The 22733-nt window shown below is 67.1% G+C and carries 16 protein-coding genes; 5 read left to right on the top strand and 11 right to left on the bottom strand.

Annotated features, from left to right (window positions below):
* The first annotated feature begins 76 nt into the window (after positions 1-76).
* The gene (locus F0U63_RS30370; protein WP_395835124.1) at positions 77-817 is read left to right on the top strand and encodes an SDR family NAD(P)-dependent oxidoreductase; all 741 of its coding nucleotides are present in this window, start codon (positions 77-79) and stop codon (positions 815-817) included.
* A gap of 63 nt (positions 818-880) precedes the next feature.
* Here F0U63_RS30370 and F0U63_RS30365 read toward each other — a convergent pair whose 3' ends face one another.
* Positions 881-2158, bottom strand: coding sequence for a phenylacetate--CoA ligase family protein (locus tag F0U63_RS30365; RefSeq protein WP_395835122.1), 1278 nt, complete (start codon positions 2156-2158; stop codon positions 881-883).
* A gap of 23 nt (positions 2159-2181) precedes the next feature.
* Positions 2182-2937 carry an amidohydrolase family protein gene (locus tag F0U63_RS30360; protein WP_395835120.1) on the bottom strand — a complete coding sequence of 252 codons (756 nt, stop codon included), beginning with the start codon at positions 2935-2937 and terminating at the stop codon, positions 2182-2184.
* 284 nt (positions 2938-3221) lie between these two features.
* Here F0U63_RS30360 and F0U63_RS30355 point away from each other — a divergent pair, with 284 nt between their 5' ends.
* Positions 3222-4904, top strand: a complete 1683-nt coding sequence (locus F0U63_RS30355) for a multicopper oxidase family protein (RefSeq protein WP_395835118.1) — start codon at positions 3222-3224, stop codon at positions 4902-4904.
* On the opposite strand, the gene F0U63_RS30350 is transcribed toward F0U63_RS30355, so the two are convergent.
* The 8 genes from F0U63_RS30350 to F0U63_RS30315 all read right to left on the bottom strand — a co-directional run bounded on the left by F0U63_RS30350 (position 4901) and on the right by F0U63_RS30315 (position 15864).
* Positions 4901-6112: an FAD-dependent monooxygenase gene (locus F0U63_RS30350; RefSeq protein WP_395835116.1), complete on the bottom strand. Its 1212-nt coding sequence runs from the start codon at positions 6110-6112 to the stop codon at positions 4901-4903. The two genes, F0U63_RS30355 and F0U63_RS30350, sit on opposite strands and share 4 nt — an antisense overlap.
* Positions 6106-7398, bottom strand: coding sequence for an aspartate kinase (locus F0U63_RS30345; protein ID WP_395835114.1), 1293 nt, complete (start codon positions 7396-7398; stop codon positions 6106-6108). The genes F0U63_RS30350 and F0U63_RS30345 overlap by 7 nt, the downstream gene beginning before the upstream one ends.
* A 10-nt stretch (positions 7399-7408) precedes the next feature.
* On the bottom strand, positions 7409-8659 hold the full coding sequence (locus F0U63_RS30340) for a 3-dehydroquinate synthase II (protein ID WP_395835112.1): 1251 nt from the start codon (positions 8657-8659) through the stop codon (positions 7409-7411).
* 97 nt (positions 8660-8756) lie between these two features.
* Entirely contained in the window at positions 8757-9635 is an 879-nt protein-coding gene (locus F0U63_RS30335) for a class I fructose-bisphosphate aldolase (protein WP_395835110.1), read from the bottom strand.
* A 268-nt stretch (positions 9636-9903) separates the two neighbouring features.
* A complete protein-coding gene (locus F0U63_RS30330; RefSeq protein ID WP_395835108.1) occupies positions 9904-12837 on the bottom strand; it encodes a TonB-dependent receptor domain-containing protein in 2934 nt (977 codons plus the stop codon).
* Positions 12838-13048: 211 nt separating this feature from the next.
* Positions 13049-14542, bottom strand: coding sequence for an aldehyde dehydrogenase family protein (locus F0U63_RS30325; protein ID WP_395848451.1), 1494 nt, complete (start codon positions 14540-14542; stop codon positions 13049-13051).
* Positions 14543-14829: 287 nt separating this feature from the next.
* Positions 14830-15282: a type II 3-dehydroquinate dehydratase gene (gene aroQ / locus F0U63_RS30320; RefSeq protein WP_395835106.1), complete on the bottom strand. Its 453-nt coding sequence runs from the start codon at positions 15280-15282 to the stop codon at positions 14830-14832.
* Between the two features lie 87 nt (positions 15283-15369).
* Positions 15370-15864, bottom strand: coding sequence for a MarR family transcriptional regulator (locus tag F0U63_RS30315; protein ID WP_395835104.1), 495 nt, complete (start codon positions 15862-15864; stop codon positions 15370-15372).
* Positions 15865-15945: 81 nt separating this feature from the next.
* On the opposite strand from F0U63_RS30315, the gene F0U63_RS30310 reads away from it, so the two are divergent.
* Positions 15946-16344 carry a nuclear transport factor 2 family protein gene (locus F0U63_RS30310; RefSeq protein ID WP_395835102.1) on the top strand — a complete coding sequence of 133 codons (399 nt, stop codon included), beginning with the start codon at positions 15946-15948 and terminating at the stop codon, positions 16342-16344.
* Positions 16345-16408: 64 nt separating this feature from the next.
* On the opposite strand, the gene F0U63_RS30305 is transcribed toward F0U63_RS30310, so the two are convergent.
* Positions 16409-18679 (bottom strand): site-specific recombinase, encoded by a 2271-nt coding sequence (locus F0U63_RS30305; RefSeq protein ID WP_395835100.1) that lies wholly within the window; start codon positions 18677-18679, stop codon positions 16409-16411.
* 434 nt (positions 18680-19113) lie between these two features.
* Here F0U63_RS30305 and F0U63_RS30300 point away from each other — a divergent pair, with 434 nt between their 5' ends.
* Together F0U63_RS30300 and F0U63_RS30295 are read left to right on the top strand one after the other, a co-directional pair.
* Positions 19114-20379 (top strand): hypothetical protein, encoded by a 1266-nt coding sequence (locus F0U63_RS30300; protein WP_395835098.1) that lies wholly within the window; start codon positions 19114-19116, stop codon positions 20377-20379.
* Between the two features lie 369 nt (positions 20380-20748).
* Positions 20749-22656 (top strand): M4 family metallopeptidase, encoded by a 1908-nt coding sequence (locus F0U63_RS30295; RefSeq protein WP_395835096.1) that lies wholly within the window; start codon positions 20749-20751, stop codon positions 22654-22656.
* Positions 22657-22733 lie beyond the last annotated feature (77 nt).

The following is a 22733-nucleotide window of genomic DNA, read 5'->3' as shown; positions in this document are numbered from 1 at the left end:
TGGCCGGCACAGAAACCTCTTGACGCTCGTACCTTCATCGAGCATTTTGTGTCGACCATCACAAAAAGGGAACACCATGTCGAAGCTTGCCGGCAAGAAGGCGCTCGTCACCGGAGGCAGTCGTGGAATCGGTGCGGCGATCGTGCGAAGGCTCGCGGCGGAGGGCGCGGACGTCGCCTTCACCTATCAGCGCTCGGCCGAAACAGCCCAGGCGCTCGCGCGAGAGCTCGAGGGGCTTGGGAGGAAGGTCATCGCGCTCCAGGCCGATAGCGCCGAGCCCGCGGCTGTTCAGCATTCCGTCTCGGCGACGGTCGAACGGTTGGGCGGGCTGGACATCCTCGTCAACAACGCGGGCATCGCCCGGGGGGGTCCGCTCGAGGAGATGGCGCTCGAGGACATCGACGCGCTCTTGAACGTGAACATCCGGGCCGTGGTGCTGGCCTCGCGGGCGGCGATCCCGCACCTGCCTCGCGGCGGTCGCATCATCAACATCGGCAGCAATCTCGGCGAGCGCGTGGCCTACGGTGGCGTCACGGTGTACTCCATGACCAAGTCGGCGTTGGTTTCGCTGACCAAGGGCCTGTCTCGGGACCTGGGGCCGCGGGGGATCGCCGTGACCCTGGTCAACCCAGGCTCGACCGACACCGACATGAACCCGGCGAACGGACCGAGAGCCGAGAAGCAGCGCGGGCTCATCTCCTTGGGGCACTACGGCAAGGCGGAGGACATCGCGGCCGCGGTCGCGTTCCTCTCCGGGCCGGACGCCGCTCATGTGACGGGGACCAGCATCACGGTGGACGGGGGACAGAACGCCTGAACCGGCGGGCGCCCCCGTGCGTGGCCCCATCGAGCCCGTTGCTGACCGCGCAACTGGACCGCGTCAGCGAGCCGCCTCCATTCGTTCCAGGCGAGGTGGCCGGCTGGCGTCGACGAGTGCCGCCAGTTCCGCGGGCGTACAGGTGTAGCTGGGCTTGCCGGGTCTCCCGAACGCGACCGGCTCATTCCGGTCATAGAGGGTTCCCTTGGGGACTAGGTCTACCCATACCTGGACGCCATGGTCTCGCCGTAGCTGTTCCAGGAGCCCTGGCTGGATTTGATCCCCGTCCCGCTCCTTCTCCACGATGAAGCGCAGCCTTCGCGGCTCAGCGGCTGCCTTCCAGAACCGGCGGCTCGGGAGCTTGGACACGATCGCTTGCAGTTCCCAGAGGTCGAACGGCTTGCCCTGGACCCACAGGATGTCGTCCGCCCGGCCGCGGACCTGCAGCGTGGTGTTCTGGCCACACGCACAGGGTTGCGTCAGAAGCCTCACCCTGTCGCCGGTCACGTACCGGATCATAGGGGTGGCCTCGGCGGTCAGGGACGTGACGACCAGGTTTCCCGTCTCCCCCTGCGCCACCTCCTGCTCCAGACGATCATCCAGAACCTCCATCCAGAAGTCGCCCCAGGGGTGCAGCCCGTGCCGCGCGCAGTCCATGGCCTGGGGTCCCGTCTCGGTCATTCCATAGTTGTCATACACGGGGACTCCCCAGATTTCGTGTAGGAGCTGACGGCGGTAGGGGGTCAGGGGCTCTCCGCCACAGCAGATGGCACGCAGGTGGGGGAAGTCGCGGCGAGTGTCGAGGCCCGCCATCTCCGCCGCTTCGGCGATCACCACTGCCTGTAGCGACAAGGTGGCCAGGACGCTCACCTGCAGCTTGCGCAGCAACTGGACCACGCGCGGCAGGGGGGTGATCGGGGTCCCGGTGTCCGCGGCAATCACACACGCCCGCTTGCGATGGACCGCCGCCTGGACGAAGTGCGCGATGGAGGAGAGCGCATACGGAAACCGGATGAGCACCCGATCCTCTTCATTGAAGCCGACTCCCCATTCCGCCAGCTGCGTGTGGATCCGCGCCATGCTCTCGCCGCTGTACCAGACGGACACCGGCTCTCCCGTCGTCGCGGAGGTCTCGTGGTACTGCAGGACTTTCTGGCGCGGAACGCATACCAGTCCCTCCGGTGATTGCTGGCGCAGGTCTTCCTTCTTCAAGAAGGGGAGCCGTTTGAAGTCTTCCCAGGACTGGAGCCGCGTGCTCGGCAGATGGTTCCTGTAGAAGGGAGAATTGCGTGCATGCCGCAAGACCAGATTGATGGTTTCCAGTGGGTAGAGTGATGCCATGTTCCCGCTCTCTGGGTGGATGTTCATTCGAGGCGAAGCAGCTCGCGGATGTTCTCGCCGAGGATCCTCTCGCGCTCCGGTTCGGAGATGGGAAGCAGGAGGATCTTCTTGAGCTCCACGGCTGGGTGGGACAGGGGGTACTCGGACCCGAAGAGCACCTTGTGGGCTCCGGCCTTCTTCACCGATTCGTGGATGTGTAGATAGGTGCCGAGCGAGGTCTCCAGGAAGAAGTTGTCCAGCTCGGAGGCGGCGGCCGTCGCCTCCTGGTCGGCCGGTCCATGTCCCATGTGCTCCAGGACGAAGTTCGTGTGAGGGAAGCGCCTGGCCAGCTCGGCGAACCGGGCTGTATCCACCCCCGGGCGCGGCACGACATGCGAGTAGACAGGTACCCCGCGCTCGCCGCAGAGCAGCACCAGGCCGGCGACTGCTTCGCTGTCGAACGACAGCGCGTGAATCAGGGGCGCCAGCTTCAAGCCTCGAAACCCGTTCTTCAGATACTGCTCCAGCTTCTGCACTGCCCGCGGCTCGAGTGGATCCACACAGGCGAGCCCATGGAGCTGGGAGTGGGTGTGGAAGGACTGCTCCACATAGTCGTTGGGTGGAGGCTGGTTGAACGGCTCGGCCTTGCCAGTCAGGTAGTCGCTCATCCGCCTGATATCCAGCATGCCTCCTGGGCCGATGACGCCTTGCTGGATGTCGCTCTGTTCGAGCTGTTCTAGATATTCCTTTGTCTCTCCAAAGAGGGTGGGAGAGACGTGGGCATGTGCATCAATCACCATGGAAGTGCTCAAGAGAAGAGGGAGGGCCGGGAGTGGCTGCTCCCTTCTGTCATTCGGGTTGGAGGCGCGCCGGAAGGGATGTGACGGGCACGAGCCCATCGCTCCAGCAGCCACGCCAACCCCTTGCCTACCCGTCCGAGGCCGTCCCATCACATCGACCTCCTGGCGACTCAGGTACAGGGATCGCGTGGCTCGCTCACACGGGCATGAATCCAGCATGTGCGCACGCGGCCAGCGCGGTCATGAGGGCAGACTGGCTTCTTGAAAACCAGGGGAGATCACAAATGAGACAAAACGAGACGGGCATTCCGCAGGCGGGAGTTGGCGTGCGAGGAGGGAGAGGGCTGCACACCTTCCGTTCCTTGAAGGACATGCTCCTGCGTGGGTGGGATCGTGGGCCCGGACACGAGCATGGACACGGACACGAGCACGGGGGCATCTGGGAAAGGCAACCCTCGTTGGAGCTGTACCACGAGCTGACGGTTGCCTATGCCACCCACAAGATCCGCCGCGTGCTCGATGATGGTCACGAGCAGGTGGATGAGGTCCGGCTGCGTTCCTACAATGGGCAACTGGTGGGACCCACCCTCGAGGTGCGTCCAGGGGACACGTTGAGAGTCCTCCTGAGGAACCAGCTCCCCTTCAAGGAGGAGCTGGTGGGCGATCATCCGCACGTCGGCCCGCATGGTGCCAACGTCACCAACCTCCACTTCCACGGGATGCACGTCTCTCCCGCGGGAAATTCGGACAACGTCCTGCTCGCGATCGGACCCAACCAGGAGCTCGAGTACGAGGTCAAGATACCGGAAGATCACCCCGCCGGCACCCACTGGTACCACGCCCACAAGCATGGCGCGGTGAGCATCCAGCTCGGCAGCGGCATGGCGGGCCCGTTGATCGTGCGTGGCGACATCGACCAGCTCGAGGGCATCCGCGAAGCCAGGGAGCGCATCATCGTCCTCCAGCAGATTCCCTACGGGCGGGTCACGGATCCCTACGACAACACCCGGCAGGCGAACATGGTGGAGGAGTTCTCGCAGCTCTTCGAGATCACCTGGCAGCGTGATCTGGTACCCCAGGGGCGGCGTGTCACCCTCAATGGAGAGATCCTACCGACCTTCCGGATGCGGCCTGGAGAAGTGGAGCGCTGGCGGTTCATCCACGCGGGCATCCACTTCCCGTTCCGGCTCCGGCTGGTCCGCGAGGGCGGCAACCCGGCCACCGAGAGCATTCCCTACTACCTGATCGCCATGGATGGCATCACGACGGGTCGCCTCGACCGGGTGGACGTGACCGAGATGCATCCCGGATACCGCGAGGACGTGCTGGTTCATGCGGTGGGCAGGGATGGCAGGCCTCTGGCGCGGGGAACCTACCTGCTCGTGGACGAGGTGGAGCAGAATCCCGGGGCCCGGGTCCTGGCCCGCGTCGTCGTGGAGGGCCCGCCGAAGATGATGAGGCTGCCCAGGCCGGAGGCGTTGGCCGCGCTGGCTCCGTTCGAACCCATCGGGGACGAGGAACTCACCAGCACGACGCCCCAGGAGGCTCGCTTCGAGGTCCAGATCGTCAAACCGCCTCCAGCTCCGGAGTTCAGGTTCCTGCTCAATGGCAAGGAGTTCAGCCCCCATGATCCCCCGCGCCAGCTCACGCTGGGTGCGGTGGAGGAGTGGGTCGTCTCCAGCGTGGGTGCCGCCGAGTTCTTCCCGGGCCACCCCTTCCACATCCATACCAATCCGTTCCAGCTCCAGGATGCACAGGGAAGAGCCATCTGGAAGGACACGATCTTCGTGCCCGTCGGCCAGCAGGTCCGGTTGCGCACCCGTTACCGGCGCTACATCGGCCAGTTCATGCTGCACTGCCACATCGTGACGCACGAGGATGAGGGCATGATGCAGTTGCTGGAGATCGTCCCGCCCAGACAGGACGCGGGGGGGACGCCCGGTGGTGGTTCGGGCTCGCATCATTAGAGCCCTCTGAAGCGCTCCGCTTCGGCGAGCGCGTCGTGCTCGTACAACCAGTCCATCCGGTGTGCGAGCACGTCGGGCCGGAACCGCTGGGTGAGCCGGAGCCGGGTGTTGCGCTTGAGCACCTGGAGCGGTCGGTCCAGGTGGAACAGTTGCGCACTGCCCCGGGAGGTCATCTGGACCTGGTGGGTCCGGGGCTTGCGCAGCCGCTCGTATTCCTCCAGCGCCTCCTGGGGCCGTCCGGCATGCCGTGTCAGGCAACTCGTCAACACCACCGCGTCCTCGATGGCCTGGGCCCCCCCCTGCGCCTGGAAGGGGAGCATGGGGTGGGCGGCATCCCCCAGGAGCGTGACGCGCCCGCGGCTCCACCGGGGCAGCGGGTCGCGGTCATACAGGGCCCACTTGAACACCCGGTCCGTGGCGCGGATCAACTCCTGGAGGACCGGGTGCCAGCCCTGGAACTCCGAGAGGAGTTCTTCCCGGCTCCCCTCGACCGACCATGACTCCAGGTGCCACGTCCGGGTGGGAACGACCGCGACATAGTTGAGCTGGCGCCCTCCGGAAATGAAGTAGTGCACGAAGTGCCGTCCCGGGCCCCACCAGGACGTCAGGTCACGCTGGAGCCGGAGGCCTTGAATGCGCTCGGCCGGGAGCACGGCGCGGAAGGCCATGTAACCCGAGAAGCGAGGTTGCTCCGGCCCGAAGGCGGCGGTGCGGATGCTCGAATGGATGCCATCGGCGCCGATGAGCATGTCCCCCCACGCGTGGGAGCCGTCCTCGAGTTCCACGCGCACGCCGCCCTCCTCCTCGACGAAGCCGGTACATCGGGCGCCCAGGTGGAGCGGCTCCGGCCCGAGCTCCTTCAGGAGCACCGCGTGCAGGTCGGCCCGGTGGACATGGTAGTAGGGTGCCCCGTAATCCTGGAGACAGCGCGTACCCAGAGGTGTGGAGAAGATGTTCCTGCCGGTGCGCCAACTTTTCACATGGAGCGACCCCGGGGCCACGGCGACGTCGCGCAGCGCCTCCCCGCACCCGAGCTGGACGAGGGTCCGCGTTGCATTCGGGCTCAGCTGGATGCCGGCCCCGACGGGCTGGAGGCGGGGGGCCTGCTCGAACACTCGTGGCTCGAACCCGGCCCGTTGCAGTGCCAGTGCCGCCGCCAGTCCGCCAATGCCGCCGCCGGCGATGAGGATGCGTGGACGGCTCACCATGAGGCCTCCTCCGCGCTCATGGGGCGCGTTTCCGGGGCCTCGGCGCGTGCGAGCTCGAAGGTCTCATGCAGGATGCGCAGGGCCTCGTCCGCCCGACGCGCTTCCACCAACCCGCTGATGCGCAGCTCGTTCACGGCCAGGTCCGACATGGGGATGCCATGCTGGGCGAGGCTGCGGCACACGCGGGCGGCGACCCATGGATCCGAGCGGACGCCGATGCCCACCAGTGACACCTTGCTCAGACCCGTCGAGACCTGGATGGCGGAGGCACCCAGGTAGTCCACGAGCCGTTCCAGCGAGGGTTTCGCACGGAGCAGCTCCCCCTCGGGGAGGGTGAAGGAGATGCTCTCCCGGGTTCCCTCCTGGCGGTGGCGCAGCAGGTCCACGCTCGTGTTCAGCTCGGCCAGCAATTCCAGCAGCTCCGCCATCCGCTCGGGGTGGTGCTCCAGACCCGACAGCTCCACCCGAGCCTGATGGCGCTCACAGGCCAGCCCCGCCAGCACCCGGGCCTCGAACGCCAGCTCCCGGGACACCAGCCACGTGCCTTCTTCCTGCGTGAACGTGCTGCGCACGTGAACCGGAACCTCGTATTTCATGGCGATCTCCACGCTGCGCACCTGGAGGACCTTGGCTCCCAGGGATGCCAGCTCGAGCATTTCCTCGTAAGAGATGGACTTCAGCTTGCGGCCGGAAGGACAGACGCGGGGGTCGGCCGTGTAGATGCCCTCCACGTCCGTGTAGATTTCACAGACGTCCGCGCCCAGTGCGGCCGCCAGGGCCACCGCCGTGGTGTCCGAGCCTCCACGCCCCAGGGTGGTGATGTTGTCGTTGGAGTCCACGCCCTGGAACCCGGCGACCACGGCGATCCGGCCGCACGTCAGGGCCTCGCGGATGCGCTCCTGCTCCACCTGGAGGATGCGAGCCCGGGTGAAGGCGCTGTTGGTGCGCAGCGGGAGCTGATGGCCGAGGAAGGAACAGGCCTGCCCGCCCTCGGCTTGGATGGCCAGGGCGGTCAGCGCGGTGGAGACCTGCTCCCCCGTGGCGGCAATCACATCCAGCTCCCGGGCATCCGGGAGCGGGAGCACCTGGTGGGCCAGACCCAGCAGACGGTTCGTTTCCCCGCTCATGGCACTGACCACCACCACCACGTCGTTGCCCGCCTGCTGACTCGCGAGCGCCAGCCGCGCGACCTCGCGGATGCGCTCGATGTCCGCCACGGACGTGCCACCGAACTTCTTCACGAGCAGGGGACGCCGGCTCCCCGGGTTCTTCTCAGGTGCGCTCATGGGTTGTCTCTCAGGTCTCGATGATGTGCTCGTCGACCTTGATGCCCACGTGCCGTCCAGGCAGGGCCATCTGGCCGAGCAGCTTGTCCCCGGGACGCAGCTCGGTGATGTTCAGTGGCCTGGCTTCGTCCGAGAAGATCCGGACGTGCCAGTCGTCCTGCATGATGACGTTGATGCGCTCGCCGCTCTGGAACTCGGCCTCGATGAGGCGCAAGGGACGCATCTCCGTCTTCATCCGGCCGACGCTGGAGCGGCGCGTGGTCCCGGTGCGGTCGACGATCATCACCGGTGAGCCCGCGCGCAGCTCGCTCATGTAGTCCGTGCGGTTGCCGAAGTTGTAGACGTAGCTGTGCACGGCTCCGGCGTTCACCCGGAAGGGACGCAGCTCCATGTACGGCAGGAAGAAGACCTCGGGGCAGCACAGCAGCCCACCCTGGGAGGTGGAGCCCACCAGGATGCCTTCCGTCGGAGAGAAGAGCGTGGTGGTGTCGATGCAACTGCGGTAGCCCATCCCGATGGGGACGGTGCGCACCAGGGTGGCCACTTCCAGCTTCACCGACGTGCGCTCCAGCCGGCCCAGACGCGAGACGAACTCGCTCAGCGCGCCGTGCGAGCGCGGCGAGAACATGACCCCGTCCGCCCCCACCTCCATCACCCCCAGCGTGACGATGGCGTCGTCCACGTCCGAGGGGGCGCTGATCTCCTTGATGAGCACGGTGTTCGTGGCCTGCAGCGAGGCGATCACCAGCTCCAGCGGGATGTTGGTGGGATCCCGGAAGCGGATCATCAGGTAGTCATGGTGGCTGCCCTCCCGGATGGACTGGTGCAGACTCTCTCCATCGTCCACGTACGCCCGGTAGCACGTCTTCCGTCCCAGCTCCGCCGCCCTGGCCAGCACCTGCGCGTCCGGGCTGGTCACCACGAAGTCCTGGCCGCCCTGGGGCAGGGAGGCGAGTCGCTCCAAATCCTCGGCGTGCTCGGCGTGGAAGACCTTGCGGACGCGCGCCGGGATGACGGGCGCGAGCGCGGACAGGTTGTCCGGGTAGAGGATGAGGCCGGTATACGACAGGTTGAGCACCCGCTCGAGCAGGCCTTCATTGTCTTGGGGGGTGGACAGTCCGGCCGAGTCGAACCAGACGATGAGGGAGCTGGTCTCCTCCGAGCGGTTGCGGTCGCCCTCGAGCCGCTCGAGTCGGATGCGCTCGCGCTTCTGCATGGTGACGACTTCGCTCATGTTGATGATGGTCTCTGGGCTGCTCATGATGATTCCTGTGTGGGAGGATGCCGCGCGGTCCGGACTGCTCGTCGCGCGGCGGCTCTTCAGGAAGAGAGGGGAGAGCGCGAACGTGACGCGCTGCTCACTTCACGGCCTCATCGAAGCTCTGGGCCAGGAAGTGGGCGGCCCCCTGGCTGCTTGTACCGCTCGCCCGCCGGGCGAAGGGAACCGGTGCTTCCGGCACCTCTCCGGAGTCCTCCCGCATGAGTTCCCACAGTTGGTCGAGGAGGGTGGTGGGGGACTCGCGTTGAAAGACATTGCGTCCGACGCACAGCCCGGTGGCGCCGCGGCCCACCGCCTCCCGGGCGAGCGCGAGGAACTCCTCGTCCGAGCACTTCGAGCCACCCGCGAAGAAGACGGAGGTGTGCTCCTGGATGCCATCCAGCAGCACTGGCAGCAGCGCGAGCCTGGCGGGCGCGGCGATCTTGAGCGCATCCGAGCCCAATTCGACGCAGGCGCGCATGAGGTGCCGCATCCGCAGCAGGCGCGGCTCCTCCCGGGCGGTCTCGACCTTGTCGTAGACCATGGTCATCACCGGCAGCCCGTAGTCATGGGCCTCGTCCACCACCCGGCCCAGCATCACCAGGTTGGAGGCGTCGTTCGTCCCGTCGAAGTTGAGCTGCACGGAGACCGCGTCCGCGCCGAGGCGGATGGCTCTCTCCACCGAGGTCAGCATCTCCTTGCGGTTCGGCGAGGCGGACAGCGAGGTCATTCCATTGAGGTGGACCATCACCCCCTGGCCTCGGAGCAGCCCCTGGCAGCCGAGTCGCTCCACCAGTCCCTTGTGGGCGAGGATCCCGGTGATGACCGGATGATGGATCCATCGTCCGATCTGCTCCATCCGCTCCAAGCCCTGGATGGGGCCCATGGTGAGACCATGGTCGATGGGGACAATCACTCCCAGGTTGGACTGCTCGTGCAGGAAACGTGACCAGCGGATCTTCTTCGCAACGCCATCCATGGAGTGCGGCCTCTCGAGTGGGGCCGGAGCTGCACGGATCGGCAACGTTCTCCGGCTCTCGGAGATGGAGGGCGTGAGGGCGGGATGTGATGGGGCCGGGCTCCTGGCAGCCAGGGGGCGGGCCGTTCTCCGGCCGCTGCCACAGCGCGCCTCCAGGCTCCAACGCACGCAATCCAGGCGTCAGCCGGTGCTGACCTCTTCGGCCACGCCCGGTCGCTTGCAGCCCGGCTTCATGCAGGGCTCCACCGCGACCGAGGTCCCGTCCTCTTCAGAAACTGTAGCCCACGCCGAACTGAACGCTGCGCGGCGGTCCCACCAGGCTCGTGGGCCTGCCGAAATTCGGGTTCGCGGGCTCGGTCCCCGGAGGAATGTACCCGTCGTATCCGCCGAAGTTCCTGGTGTTGAGGAGGTTGAAGCACTCGGCGAAGGCGCTGAGCCGGTGGCCTCCCTTGGCGAGCGTGAAGTCCTTGGCCAGCCGGACATCCACCTGGCTGAACTGGAGGAGGCCCCGCGCCCGGCCTCCATTGGTGAGGAGCAAGAACTCGGTGGGACCGTAGCCCCTGGAGGCATCGGTGACGGTGTAGGGCAGGCCGCTGCCCAGGGTGATCAGCGTGGACAGCTTGAAGTCCAGGGGCAGCCCCACGATGCCAGAGAGCACGAGCCGATGGCGCTCGTCATTCCAGGTGGGGGTGACGGGGCTGTCCTTGACGGTCGGATAGTCGAAGTTGAAGTCCGACCCACGCTCCCGGGCGACCCCAAAGGTGTAGGCCAGGGAGGCCCCCCACTGAAAGCCTCCCGCCGAGAGCTCGCTCGAATAGGGCTTCTCCGCCGAGACCTGCACGCTGCTGAAGTCGGCGGTCCGGTCGTCGACCGAGATCATGACAGTGCCGAATCCGCCCGGCACGGGGAGGTAGTCGCGGGTGCCTGTCGACAGACGGTTGGCGGGATAGAAGCCGAGGCCATTCTGGCTACGGATGTGCGTGACCGTCATCGAGGTGTTGACCGGGCCCACCTGTTGCCGGACACCCGCGCTGAACTGGTCACTGAACTGCGGTTTGGTGTCGTTCTCGAGCAGGTAGATTTCCGGGGCGGGGGCCACGCCGCTGCTGATCAGCGAGTTGAGACCCTCCCGGCTCATGTACTCGGGCCGCCAGGCGATGGTCGGCAGCCCGTTGCGGGGGGCGCCGTCCGCCGAGAAAAAGAACGTGCGGACCTGGTACTGAAGGCGAAACCGCTCGTCCACGCCGCTGTTGAACAGGGTGCGATCGTAGTAGCGCCCGGCGCCAGCGAAGAGAACCGTGTGGCCGTTGCCCATCATGTCGAAGGCCGCGCCGAGCCGCGGCTGCACCGCGCCCAGGAAGACAGGGCGCTGCTTGCCGTTGGTCAGGTAGTTCTCGACGCGGAAGAAGTCGGGCCCATTCGTCTGTGCGACGGTCTTCGCGAGCTCCTCCACCGCCGCGCGGACCTCCGCGGGTGTCACGTAGTCGTTGTTCAGGGGGTTGGTCTCGACATCCCAGCGCAGGCCCACGTTCAGGGTCAGCCGCTTGGCGATCTCCCAATCGTCCTGGAGGTACACACCCACCTGCGTGTTGTTGGCCGCCGCCCTCGGGTCACCGACGCCATAGGCGGCCTCGGCCGGGAAGTCGTAGCTGAGGCCGTTCTCGGCATCCTGACGGAAGCGGAACACGGGGTTGCCGAACTGCGTGCGCTCGATCTGGTAGTGCTGGAAGGCGAGCTTGGCGCCCGCCTTCACCACGTGCTGGCCGGCCCAATCGAAGTTCGCGAACGTCGTGTCGTTGCGCAACGTGAAGGACTGCTGGCGGATGTCCTGGCTGGTATCTTGGCCGCCGAGCCGGATGACGCCCTCGTAGTCCTGCCCGACCGCGCCAGAGGACGTGGCGGTCGGGTGCCAGCGCGAGTCGAGGTACTGAAGCGTGGCCTCGTTCGTCAGCGAGCCCAGCCGCAGCTGATGCCGGGCCGTGGCGGTGAGGACATCGTTTCGCACGTCCTCGGCGCTCTCGAAGCTCCGCTGGCCACCGAAGTTGCGGACGTCGGTCTCCCGCCTGAGGCTGGCGCTGACATCCACGGTCTGGTTGTCCGCCGGCCTCCAGGTCAGCTTCCCGAAGCCGAGGTGCTCCCGGAAGGGGCTGGTGAAGCTGCCCTGGAACTGGCCGAACCGGCTCAGGTTCTCCTCCGTCGGATTGCCGAGCGTCACCACGTTCACGCGGTTCTGCACGTTGCCTTCATAGGTCGCGAAGAAGTGCAGCTTGTCCTTCACCACGGGGCCCCCCAACGCCGCCCCGAACTGGGAGCGAAGCTCGTTGGGCCGCACCAGCTCGCCACGCTGCACGGCGAAGTAATCCCGCGCCATCAGCGCCTGGTTCTGGAAATTGAAGAGGAGGTCGCCGTGGAATTCGTTGCCGCCCGAGCGCGTGATCGCGGAGATGATCGCCGAGTTGGCCTGCTCGTACTCGGCCTTGTAGTTCTGCGTGATCACGCGGAACCCGCTGACCGCGAGCTGGGGGAAGGGGTTTCCGCGGCTCGAGTCCTGACCGACCAACCCGCCTTGGATGACGTTGTTCTTGAGACTCACGCCATCCACGAACACGTTGGTGCTGCTCGCCGCGAGCGCGCCAGACGAGAAGTTCTTGTTGAACTCATCGTTGGAGACGCGGACGCCGGGCGCGAGGGCCGCGAAGTTGAGGAAGTTGCGGTTGCTCTGGGGCAGGTTCGCGATCTGTTCGCGGCTGACGTTGGTGGCGACCTCGGAGCTCGAGCTCTCGGGGGTCCTGCCTTGGACGAACAGGGTCTCGCCCTGGCCGAGATCCAGTGCCGCCTCCTCCTCGACGTTGATGTTCAGGTCCACCGTCTGGCCGACCTGGACGGTGACCGTCCGATAGGTTTCCTTGCCATCGGGCTGGGTGACGGTGATGACATACTCACCGGGCGCCAGGCCGGTCAGGTAGAAAGAGCCATCCGCGCGCGCGATCCCCTTCGTCGCGAAGCCGTTCTGGGTGTTCACCGCGAGCACGGTCACGCCGGTGGCCGGCCCGCGGAGCGCGCTGAGGCCAACCCGGATGTCCGCCGTCGTCCTCTGCGCGAGCGCTGGCGCGGCCGTGAGCAAGACGGCGAGGCCCCACACGCTCCGGATGCGCATGACTCGCGACACCCGCGCATTGGAGTCGCGGGCATTGCGAGTCATGTCCTTGATGCTGTCCTCTGAGTGGTCCCGCGAGATTCTGGTCATTCTGCTGCGCCATGTAGACGCATCCCCGCTGGGTGTAAACGGCTTCACGGTGAGGAATGTCCCCTCAGGGTGAAGCAGTGTGAGCTTTGACGCAGTGTGCTCAAGTTGGGACCCCTAGGAGCCGGGCCGGACCCGGCCCGAGGCCGGGGATGGGCCCGGCGAACCGCTACCGCTTCTCCGGTAGGAGGGTGTAGTCGGGGAAGTTGCCGAAGAGGCGCTCGCCAGGAGGGCCCTGCGTCACGGCCTGCACGAGGTAGGCGCCTCCCACGAAGCAGCCCTGCCAGGACTGGCCGATGCCACCGAAGGCCTCCTCCCGGTCGCCGCGGGAGCGGGTGGTGTTGTAGCCCACCTTGAAGGCGCGCAGCTCGGAGGCGATGCGGCGGGCCGTCTCGGGCTCATCGCAGGCCAGCGAGGCCACGAGCGCTCCGTTGGAGACGTTCATCTCCGTGACGAGCTCCTCCTCCGTGTCCACGACGACGATGGAGTCCACCGGGCCGAACGGCTCGTTGTGATAGAGGCGACAGTTCCTCGGCACGTGGAGGAAGGCGCAGGGACCGAGGTAGGCCGACACGTCCTGGTCCGGCAGGAACAGGTCTGGCTCCAGTCGGCCCTTGTACAGGGGAACGGCTCCCTTGGCCTCGGCCTCGCTCATCATGGCGTGCAGCTCCTCGACCTTGCGGCTGTTGATGAGCGGACCGAAGTCCACCGAGGGGGGCTGTGCCGCCGGCGTCTCCCCGAGCAGCGGGTGGCCCACCTTCAGTGACGTGAGCACCGGCAGGTACATCTCGAGGAAGCGGGGCACCAGGCCGCGCTCCACCACGAACCGTGGGTAGGCCGTGCAGCGCTGCTTGCCATACTCGAAGCCCTTCTTGAGCTGCTTCGCCAGTTGATCCCAGTCACTGAAGCGCCAGATGCCGTAGGTGTTGACCCCCTCCATCTCCAGCATGTAGCGCTTCTTGCGATCATAGAGGCTCGCGGCGATGTCGCGCCCGTTGACCTTGCCGCCCACGAAGGACAGGCAGGCGATGTGGGGGTCTCGCACCAGGGCCTCGCTGAGCTTGCCTCCCGAGCCGCTCACGAACGACATCGGGAGCCCGCAGCGGCGGGCGAAGGCCATCGCGAGGGTGAGGGCCAGGAGGCCTCCATCCGTGGGCGACTTGGCGATGACGGCGTTGCCCGCGAGCACCTGGACCAGCGCGGCGTGCATCAACACCGACATGGGGTAGTTCCACGAGGCGATGTTGGAAATGAGCCCGAGCGGCTCGCGGCCCGTCATCATCGAATCGATGTTCTCCACGTACCACTTCACGCCGGAGATGCACCGCTCCACGCTGACGCGCGACTGGGGCACGGGCTTGCCGATCTCCCACGAGAGAAGCAGGGCGAGCAGCTCATGGTTCTCGCGCAGCAGGTCCAGACAGGCGCTCACACGCGCCTTGCGCGTGTCGAGGTCCACCCGGGCCCACTCCTCGGCCTCCTCGGCCGCGGAGGCCACCCCGTGCGTGGCGGTGGTCAGGTCGATCATGGGCAGCAATCCCAGTTGGGAGCCGTCCACCGGAGAGAGATAGGGCTTGCCGTGGCCTGGATTGCCCCACTCGCGGGCAATCAGGTTGAGCACGCGGCCCTGGCTGTCGAAAGCCTCGGGGGCGAGCGCGCGCATGCGAGACAGCAGGAGGGACCACTCAGCGGAAGCAATCAAGGACTTGGGCACAGGGCACCTCCAGGACGCGGCGCGATCGTGACGAATGGCTCCACGCACAGTCCGACGTCGTGCGTCAGAGTTGTGACGTGTGTGCATTCGTCGCAAGGCGCCCCCATGGACGATGGCAGCCGAGGCCCGTCACGAAGGGAGGGCCGGCCTCTCACACCGTGCTCGAGGGGGCCAACCAGGGTGGCGGATGCGCTCTTGGCCGCGCGTGGGCCCGGTGGCTCGGGGGTGGAGCCGCTTCAGGTGAGGCGCCCGTGCTGCTCGAGGTGACTCACCAGTCCCATCAACCCCAGCACATAGCTCTGCTTTCCAAACCCGCCGACCTGTCCGATACACACCGGCGCGATCACCGTGTGTCCGCGGAACTCCTCTCGGGCGTGGATGTTGGACAGGTGGACCTCGACGGTGGGCAGGGCCACCGCGCTCAAGGCGTCCCGGATGGCGATGCTGTAGTGGGTGAAGCCCCCCGGGTTGATGAGGATGCCCCGGGCGGTCTCCATCGCCCCCTGGATCTTGTCGATGAGGGCGCCCTCGTGGTTGCTCTGGAAGAACTCCAGCTCGACCTCGTGCCGCCGCGCGACCTCCGTCAGCACTCGGTTGATTTCCGCCAGGGTGTCCGAGCCGTAGATGTCCCGCTCCCGTCTTCCGAGCAGGTTCAGGTTCGGACCATGGATGACCAGGATTCGCGCCACGGTGTCTCCTTCTCGAGGACCCGTGGATGCCGTACTACGGCGACACCGGGAGGAACCATTGCCCCTGGGGCGGAGGGACTCGTCCGCTCAGCGGGGCGACCGGACCTTGCGGGCACGCACGGCTTCCGTGCCCCCGAGGGAGTCGAGCGCGCGCGCCAGGAGCTTGCGCGCCTCCTCCACCGCGCGGCTCCCATGGTCCCGTCGCAGACGCTCCTCGAGCCCGGCCCGCGCCGCACGGCTCTTGTCGACGGCGGCCTGTCCACGTGAGGACAGGCGCACCCGCCGCACGCGTGCGTCCTCGGACCGCGTCTCCTCGACGTAGCCCAGCTTCTCGAGCTCGGCGATCGTCTTCGACGCGGCCTGCTGGGTCACCTCGAGCAGCGCCGCGAGCTCGCTGATGGATCGGGCACCTCCCAGCAGGTGCTGGAAGACGAACCCATGCGCGTGGCGCAGGCCCGTGAAGCCCGCCGCGTGGATCTCCTCGAGCACGAGGTCGTTCACCCTCATGCCCACGAAGAGGGCGAGGTGTCCCAGATCCAGGGACTCGGGCTGCACGGGGGCGGCTTGCTGGCGGCGTGGCATGGGGAGACCCTTGCATCCACAACCCAGGTTGTGCAATCTGGGTTGTACAACCTGGGTTGTGAAAATGAAGGGAGAACACGCATGTCCACGACGAATCTCGACTTCGCGCGCCGCTACCTCCGTGCCATCGAGGAGGGGGCGACCGGAGAGGCGCTGAGCGCCTTCTTCCACCCCGAGGTGACGCAGCGGGAGTACCCCAACCGGCTCGTCCCTCAGGGGGCGACGAGGGACCTGAGGGCCCTGCTCGAGGCCGGGGAGCGGGGCCAGAAGGTGATGTCCGCCCAACGCTACGAGGTGAAGAACGCGTTGGCCCTGGGGGACCAGGTGGCCCTCGAGCTCGAATGGAGCGGCACACTCAAGGTGCCGGTGGGCTCGCTGCCAGCGGGAGGAACGATGCGCGCATCGTTCGCCGTGTTCCTCACCTTCCGTGACCACCGCATCTACTCGCAGCACAACTACGACTGCTTCGAGCCGTTCTGAGTGTCCACGGAGTCATGGGCCGCTCGCGTCCCGGGAGGGCCTGCCGGAGTGGCGCGCTCGCGGCTCAACCGCCTGTCGCGGTGGGACCCGAGCCGCCCGGCGGGGCCGGCTCCCGAGCGAGCAGCGCCGACAGCTCGTACCCTTCATGCCCCGCGCCGTGCTTCCCGGAGAGGGAGCGCGGGCGCTCCGCGGAGCGCACGCTGTAGCGCGAGGAGGGCGGTTGCGCCGGCAAGAGCGGGGGGCGGGGAGGGAGGATGAAGTCGGAGAGCGAGCGGATGCCCCCCGTGAGGACCGCGCACGCCAGGCGCAGGAAGCCCACCGGGGCAAGTCCTCGTGCATGCACCGCCGCGGAGAGGCCCAGGGAGAAGCTCACGGTCAGGTTGAACACTCCGACCAGGAGGATGCCCGTCACCGCCCAGAGGAAGGACGGCTCCAGGAGCCGCTCGGCACCCAGCGTCACGCCGGCGAAGGCGAGCGTGCCGGCACTGAGCGTGACGTGCCGCACGTCCATGGGCAGGCCGAAGAACCGGCACACCGCGGGGGTCATGCCCAGCAGCAGGCCGAGGCTGACATTGGCGCCCAGGCCGCACGCGTGGTGCGCGATGGCCCTACCCAGCCGCTGGGCCCGATCCTCACCCAGCCAGGCGCGCAGCCCGTGGTGGCGCGCGAGTGCCTCGGGCAGGCGCCGGTAGTGCACCCAGTTCTCCAGCCAGCCGCCGAAGACGCTCGAGCACCACAACAGCACGCCCGTGAAGGCGGCGAAGAGGAGCGTGGCGCTCTTGAATGGGTGGAGCGAGCGCACCACGTACTCCGCCTCGTGCACCTCCAGCAGGGGCCGGCCCCGGATCGCCTGGAGCACCCACCCCACGAGGGTGACGGTGGTCACCACCGCGCCGATGTTGCCGAAGACCGCGGCCAGCTGGGAGCGGGTGATACAGGCGAGCTGCTTCACCAGGCTGTGCATCCCCTTGTCGCCCGCCTTCACGTCCATGGAGGCCGCGAAGGCCGCGGCGGTCATGGACGGTTGCTTGGTGGCCAGGGCGAAGCCGAGCAGTTGGATGAGCAGGAAGCAGACCGCGTAGTTGGTGGCGGCGGCCAGTCCCTCGAAGAAGAGGGGCAGCGCCGCGAAGGTGATGGCCAGCTTGAGCGCGGCGGTGCCCGCGGTGAGCAATCCTCCGCCCGCCGCCGCGCTCACCATCCGGTGGTACTCGTCCTGGGTGGTGGTGATGTAGTGCCGGCCCACCTTGCCCGTGTGCTCGAAGATGCGCCGCGAGATGCTGCGCACGCCGCTGCGGAAGAGCTCCACCACGCCGCGCTCCCGGGTGTGAGCCTGAAGCAGGGAAGAGAGCAGCCGGGTGGCGGCGCGGGGCAGGGAGCGGGGCTCCTCGGGGGCGAGCAGCCAGAGCAACGACTCCAGCCGATCGATCGTGTGGCCCAGTTGCTCGAGCCGGTAGACGAGATCGATACACACCGCGTGTTCATCCATGTGGCACAGCACCTGCCGCGCGGCGGCCCGGCAGCCGGCGATGGCCTCGGCGCAGGCCCTCCGTCTGGCTTCCACCGTGGAGGCCTCCGCGCCCGCTCGCACCGCCATGCGCAGCGCCTCGCACGCGCGCGGCAGGTGGACGAAGGGAGACTGCTCGAGGGACACGGGAGCGAGCCGCGACAGCACGTCGCTCGCCAGCCCGCGGGCACTCACGCGCGCGGCGAGGATGACCACCGCGTCCTCCACCGCCGCCTTCAACGGAGCGAAGGACTCCGCCCCCAGCAGGGAGCAGAGGGCCTCCACGTGCTCCGCGGACAGCTCGTCCAGCCAGGCTTGCCCCTTCTCACCCGGGAGCAGGTTCCACACCAGCGGCGCCAGATCCCGCTCGTCCGGTGCGAGGGGCAGCAGCCGTTGTCCGAGCCGCGTCAGGGCGTCCTCCATGAGGCCCCGGCCCGCGGACAGGCCCGGATCGGTGAGCAGCCGCAGCATCGACGTCTCCGAGAGGACCGAGGCGAAGACACCGCGTACGGCCTTGCTCCACGCGGAGGACTCACCGAGCACCTCCAACAACAACCGCAGACGTGCCGAGCCGGCGGACTCCACGGGGGCCAGCCGGCCGCGCCGTGGCGGCGGGGCGCCTGGCGCCTGGAGCCAGCCGGCCAGCTCCTCCAACCAGGCCATGCGCGTCGCGAGCGGCGCCTGGGGACGGGCAGACGTCAGCAGCGCATGCAACTCGCGCAGCCTTTGATTCGTCTCGGAGTTGCTCGGGTAGTGGGCGAGCAATTGCTCCACTGACGGCGAGGTGAGAACAGACGCGGGGGTCGAGGCGTGAACGGGATATGCGAGCATTGTGGGTTTTGAACTCTGTCATTGGATCAACAGAATGTGAAACAGCGCGCTCGTGCCTGCCTGTTGTCCGGACGTTCTTGGCCGCGAATGAGCTTGCCCCGGTGACGTGAGCGGTAGAGTTCCGCTATCAACCTCCGGGGTGAAGCTCCCAACTCGAAACCCAGTGAACTGGCCGCGTCTTGATCCGCCATCGTCCAGGCGATGGCCTCACAGAGCGGCTGGGAAGGTCTCCTCGCCGTCCGTGGCATGTCAGGGGGTCGTCGTAGTCTCCGCCACGCCTCGCGAGGCGCGGGGCTCGATCCGGGAAGGGTGTATTCAAAGACATGGAAAGTCTGTCTGTGCGTCAATGAGCGCGACGTGAGCAGTGTGCGGAGAAACCAAGACAATTCGAGGGTGGGTGTCACGGGCAGCACTCGTTTCCAAGGAGAGAGCACATGTCGAAGCAAGGCATTCTTCGCGTGGCGGTGTCGGGTGCCACGCTGTGGTGGGTGGGTTGTGGTGACGTGTCCGAGCGGGCGGAGGAGGTGGTGCCGGTCTCCCGGGCGGTAGCGACGCGGGCGGACGTGCCCTCCAGTCCACTGCGGCTGCGGACGCTGGATGACGCGTTGCTCGAGGTGGATGCCGCGGTCCCCGGCTTCGGAGGCATGTACTACGACGAGAAAGGTCAGCTCGTCGTGCGCCTGGTTCACGCTTCCGCGGCTCCGGCCGCCTCACGGGCCATCGCCGCGGTGTTCGGGCAGGAGAAGATCCCGGCGGAGGGTGTGGTGACGGAGCCAGCGGCCCGCACCTTCTCCCAGCTCAAGGCGCTGCACGCGCGCATCACCCCCAGCGTTCTGTCCCAGGCCGGTGTCGTGCTCACGGACGTGGATGAGAAGACGAATCGCGTCGCCATTGGCATCGAGCGGGCCGAGGTGCGCTCGGGCCTCGAGAAGATCATCGAGCGGCTGGGGGTGGCGCGCGACGCCATCGACATCGTCGAGGTGGGCCCCATCCTCCCAACGAACGTGCAGGGCGGCTGGCGGCCCATCAACGGAGGAATCCAGATCGAGACGCCCGGCAAGTACTGCACGCTCGGCTTCCCCGCGCTCCAGGGCGGCACGCTCGGCTTCGTCACCAACTCGCACTGCACCCAGACGCAGGGCGGCGTCGAGTCCACACCCGCCTATCAGGCCGTCTATCCGGACCTGGCTGGCACGGAGACCACCGATCCCGTCTACAGCGGTGGGGGCAACTGCCCCGCGGGGCGCATCTGCCGCGACAGTGACAGCGCCTTCTTCAGCGCCAGTACCCCCGTCAACCCGCTCGTGGCGATGACGCCCGGCGCCTTCAACCTGTCCATCTCCAGCTGGCTGGATGTGCCCGGCAAGGTGCTCTATCCCTCGCAGGGACAGGTCGTCTACAAGACGGGCCGCTCCAGTGGCACCACGAGCGGCACCATCCAGTGGGCGTGTGCCACCGTCAACTCGGGCGGTACGCCACACACCTACTTCTGCAACTACATCGCCACCAGCCCCCAGCAGAACGGCGCGCCGGGTGACAGTGGCTCGCCGGTGTACTTCCTGTCCGGAAACACCGCCCAGTTGACGGGTCTGATGTGGGGCTCGGGCGCCGAGCCGTGGAACTTCGCGTTCGCCCCGCTGGGCTCCATCCAGAACGAGCTGGGCATCGTTCCCTACTGCCAGGGCTTCGTGGGCTGCTGAGCGCCTCGCGATGAAGCGAGTCAGTCAAGCGCACACGGACTGCGCGCGGAATGGTTGCATTGACAATGAATGCGTGTATACTCCAATCACCGGGCGTCTGGGTCAAACCAGACTTCATTTCCCGCGGGACTGTCTGAGTTGAGGACAGTCGTGGTGCGCTGGCGAAAATATTTGGAATCAGGCTGTTTTTCGCCGCCAATGCAAAATTCCCATACATCTTGGAGCGGGGCCGGTGAGACATCCATGCTCCACTCGGCCATGGGGAAAAACCCTCATGGCAGGGATTCCAATGAGTTATGGGTTGGCCCGATAACTGCTTATGTGTCCTGCGTCCAACAGCACCCCGCAGTTGGACAGGAGGACCGCCCCTTGGTTCGCACCCGATTCCTTGCCGCCGCGCTGCTCGCCCTTCCCCTCGCCGCCTGCGAGGTCGACAACTCGCAGCTGCCCGACGGCGCCCAGAAGTTCGACGAGGCCGCTGAGTCCCTTGGTGATGTGCAGGCCTCGCTCGCGGCGCTGCCCTCCGCCAGGGTTGTCGGCGCGGAGAATGACTTTCCCTTCATGATCAGCGGCAAGCTGGGCACCGCCAGTAGCGCCGTGCAGGGACTCGCGGTACGTGACGCGCACAGCCGTGTGAGCGGCGCGCTGCCTGGCATTGCCGCCGTGTTCCGTCTGAATGCCTCGGACCTCGTGGCGAAGCGCTCGCGCGTGGACGAGCAGGGCGTCACCCACATCCGCTACGGCCAGATGATGAATGGCCTGCGGGTGGTGAACGAGGAGCTGCTCCTGCACGTGGCGCCGGACGGCACCATCACCAGCGCCAACGGGACGGCGCGCGGCGGGGAAATCGTCTCCTCCAAGCCGGGCATCTCCGCGGAGGCCGCCGGGTTCGCCGCCGTGAACAACACCGAGGGCAGCCACCTGTCCGCCGGGCGCGCCGAGCTGGTGTACGTGCGCTCCGAGGGCAAGCTGCGTCTGGCCTACGAGGTGGCGCTCAAGGGCGAGGGCCGTGAGCTGCCCATCGACGAGCTGACGTACGTGGACGCGTACCAGGGCACCATCCTGCGGCGCGACTCGAAGATCCACACCGCGCTCAACCGCAAGCTGTACTCGGCCAACAACGGCACCAGCACCCCGGGCACGCTCAAGCGCTCCGAGGGCCAGGCGGCCATTGGCGACACCCACGTCGATCAGAACTACGACAAGCTGGGTGGCACCTACAATTGCTACAAGAACAACTTCGGCCGCGACTCGTACAACAACGCGGGTGCCACGCTCACCAGCACGGTGCACTACAGCACCAACTACGTGAACGCCTACTGGAACGGCACCCAGATGGTGTACGGCGATGGCGACGGCGTGAACTCGACCATGCTCGGTCTGTCCGCGGACGTGACCACGCACGAGCTCACCCACGCGGTGACCTCGAGCGAGTCCAACCTCACCTACTCGGGTGAGTCCGGCGGCCTCAACGAGGCGATGAGCGACATCTTCGGCGCCTACTGCGAGAGCTACGCCTCGGGCACCTGGGCCACCACCAACGCGGTGTTCATGGTGGGCGACGACATCTGGACCCCGGCCACCCCGGGTGACGCGCTCCGCTACATGTACGACCCGGCCAAGGACGGCGCCTCGTTGGACTACTGGACCAGCAGCGCGGGCAGCGTGGACGTGCACTACAGCTCGGGCATCGCCAACCTGGCCTTCACGCTGCTCTCCAAGGGCGGCACGCACCCGCGTAGCAAGTCGACCATCAACGTGACGGGCATCGGCGTGCAGAAGGCGGGCGCCATCTTCTACAAGGCCAACGTGGACCTGATGACGCCCAGCACCACCTTCGCCCAGGCGAAGACGTACACCGAGCAGGCCGCCACGGCGCTCGGCTACTCCACGGCGGACGTCGCGTCCGTCACGGCGGCCTGGAACGCGGTGGGCGTGGGCGTGGTGGTGCCTCCCCCGACGTCCTCCCCGCTGACCAACGGCGTGGCCGTCACCGGCCTCTCGGCCTCCACCGGCGCGGCGAAGTACTACTACCTGGACGTTCCGGCCAGCAGGGCGTCGACCTTCGCCATCAGCGGCGGCACGGGTGACGCGGACCTGTACGTGAAGGCGGGCTCCACGCCGACCACGTCCTCGTACGACTGCCGTCCGTACCTGTCCGGCAACGCCGAGACGTGCAACATCACGGCGAAGAGCGTGGCCACCCGCATCTACGTCATGGTGTACGCGTACTCCTCGTACGCGAGTGTTTCGCTCAAGGGCTCCTACACGCCCTGAGCCTGACCCTGGCCCGGGCGGGGGAGGGCGCCTCCTTCGAGGAATCCTCCCGCCGCTCGGAGCAGTGCAGTGGCGGG

The organism is Cystobacter fuscus (assembly GCF_044360685.1).
Classification (GTDB): Bacteria; Myxococcota; Myxococcia; order Myxococcales; family Myxococcaceae; genus Cystobacter; species Cystobacter fuscus_C.
The sequence above is the reverse complement of the archived record's forward strand: the minus strand, read 5'-3'. Positions and strand labels throughout refer to the sequence as shown.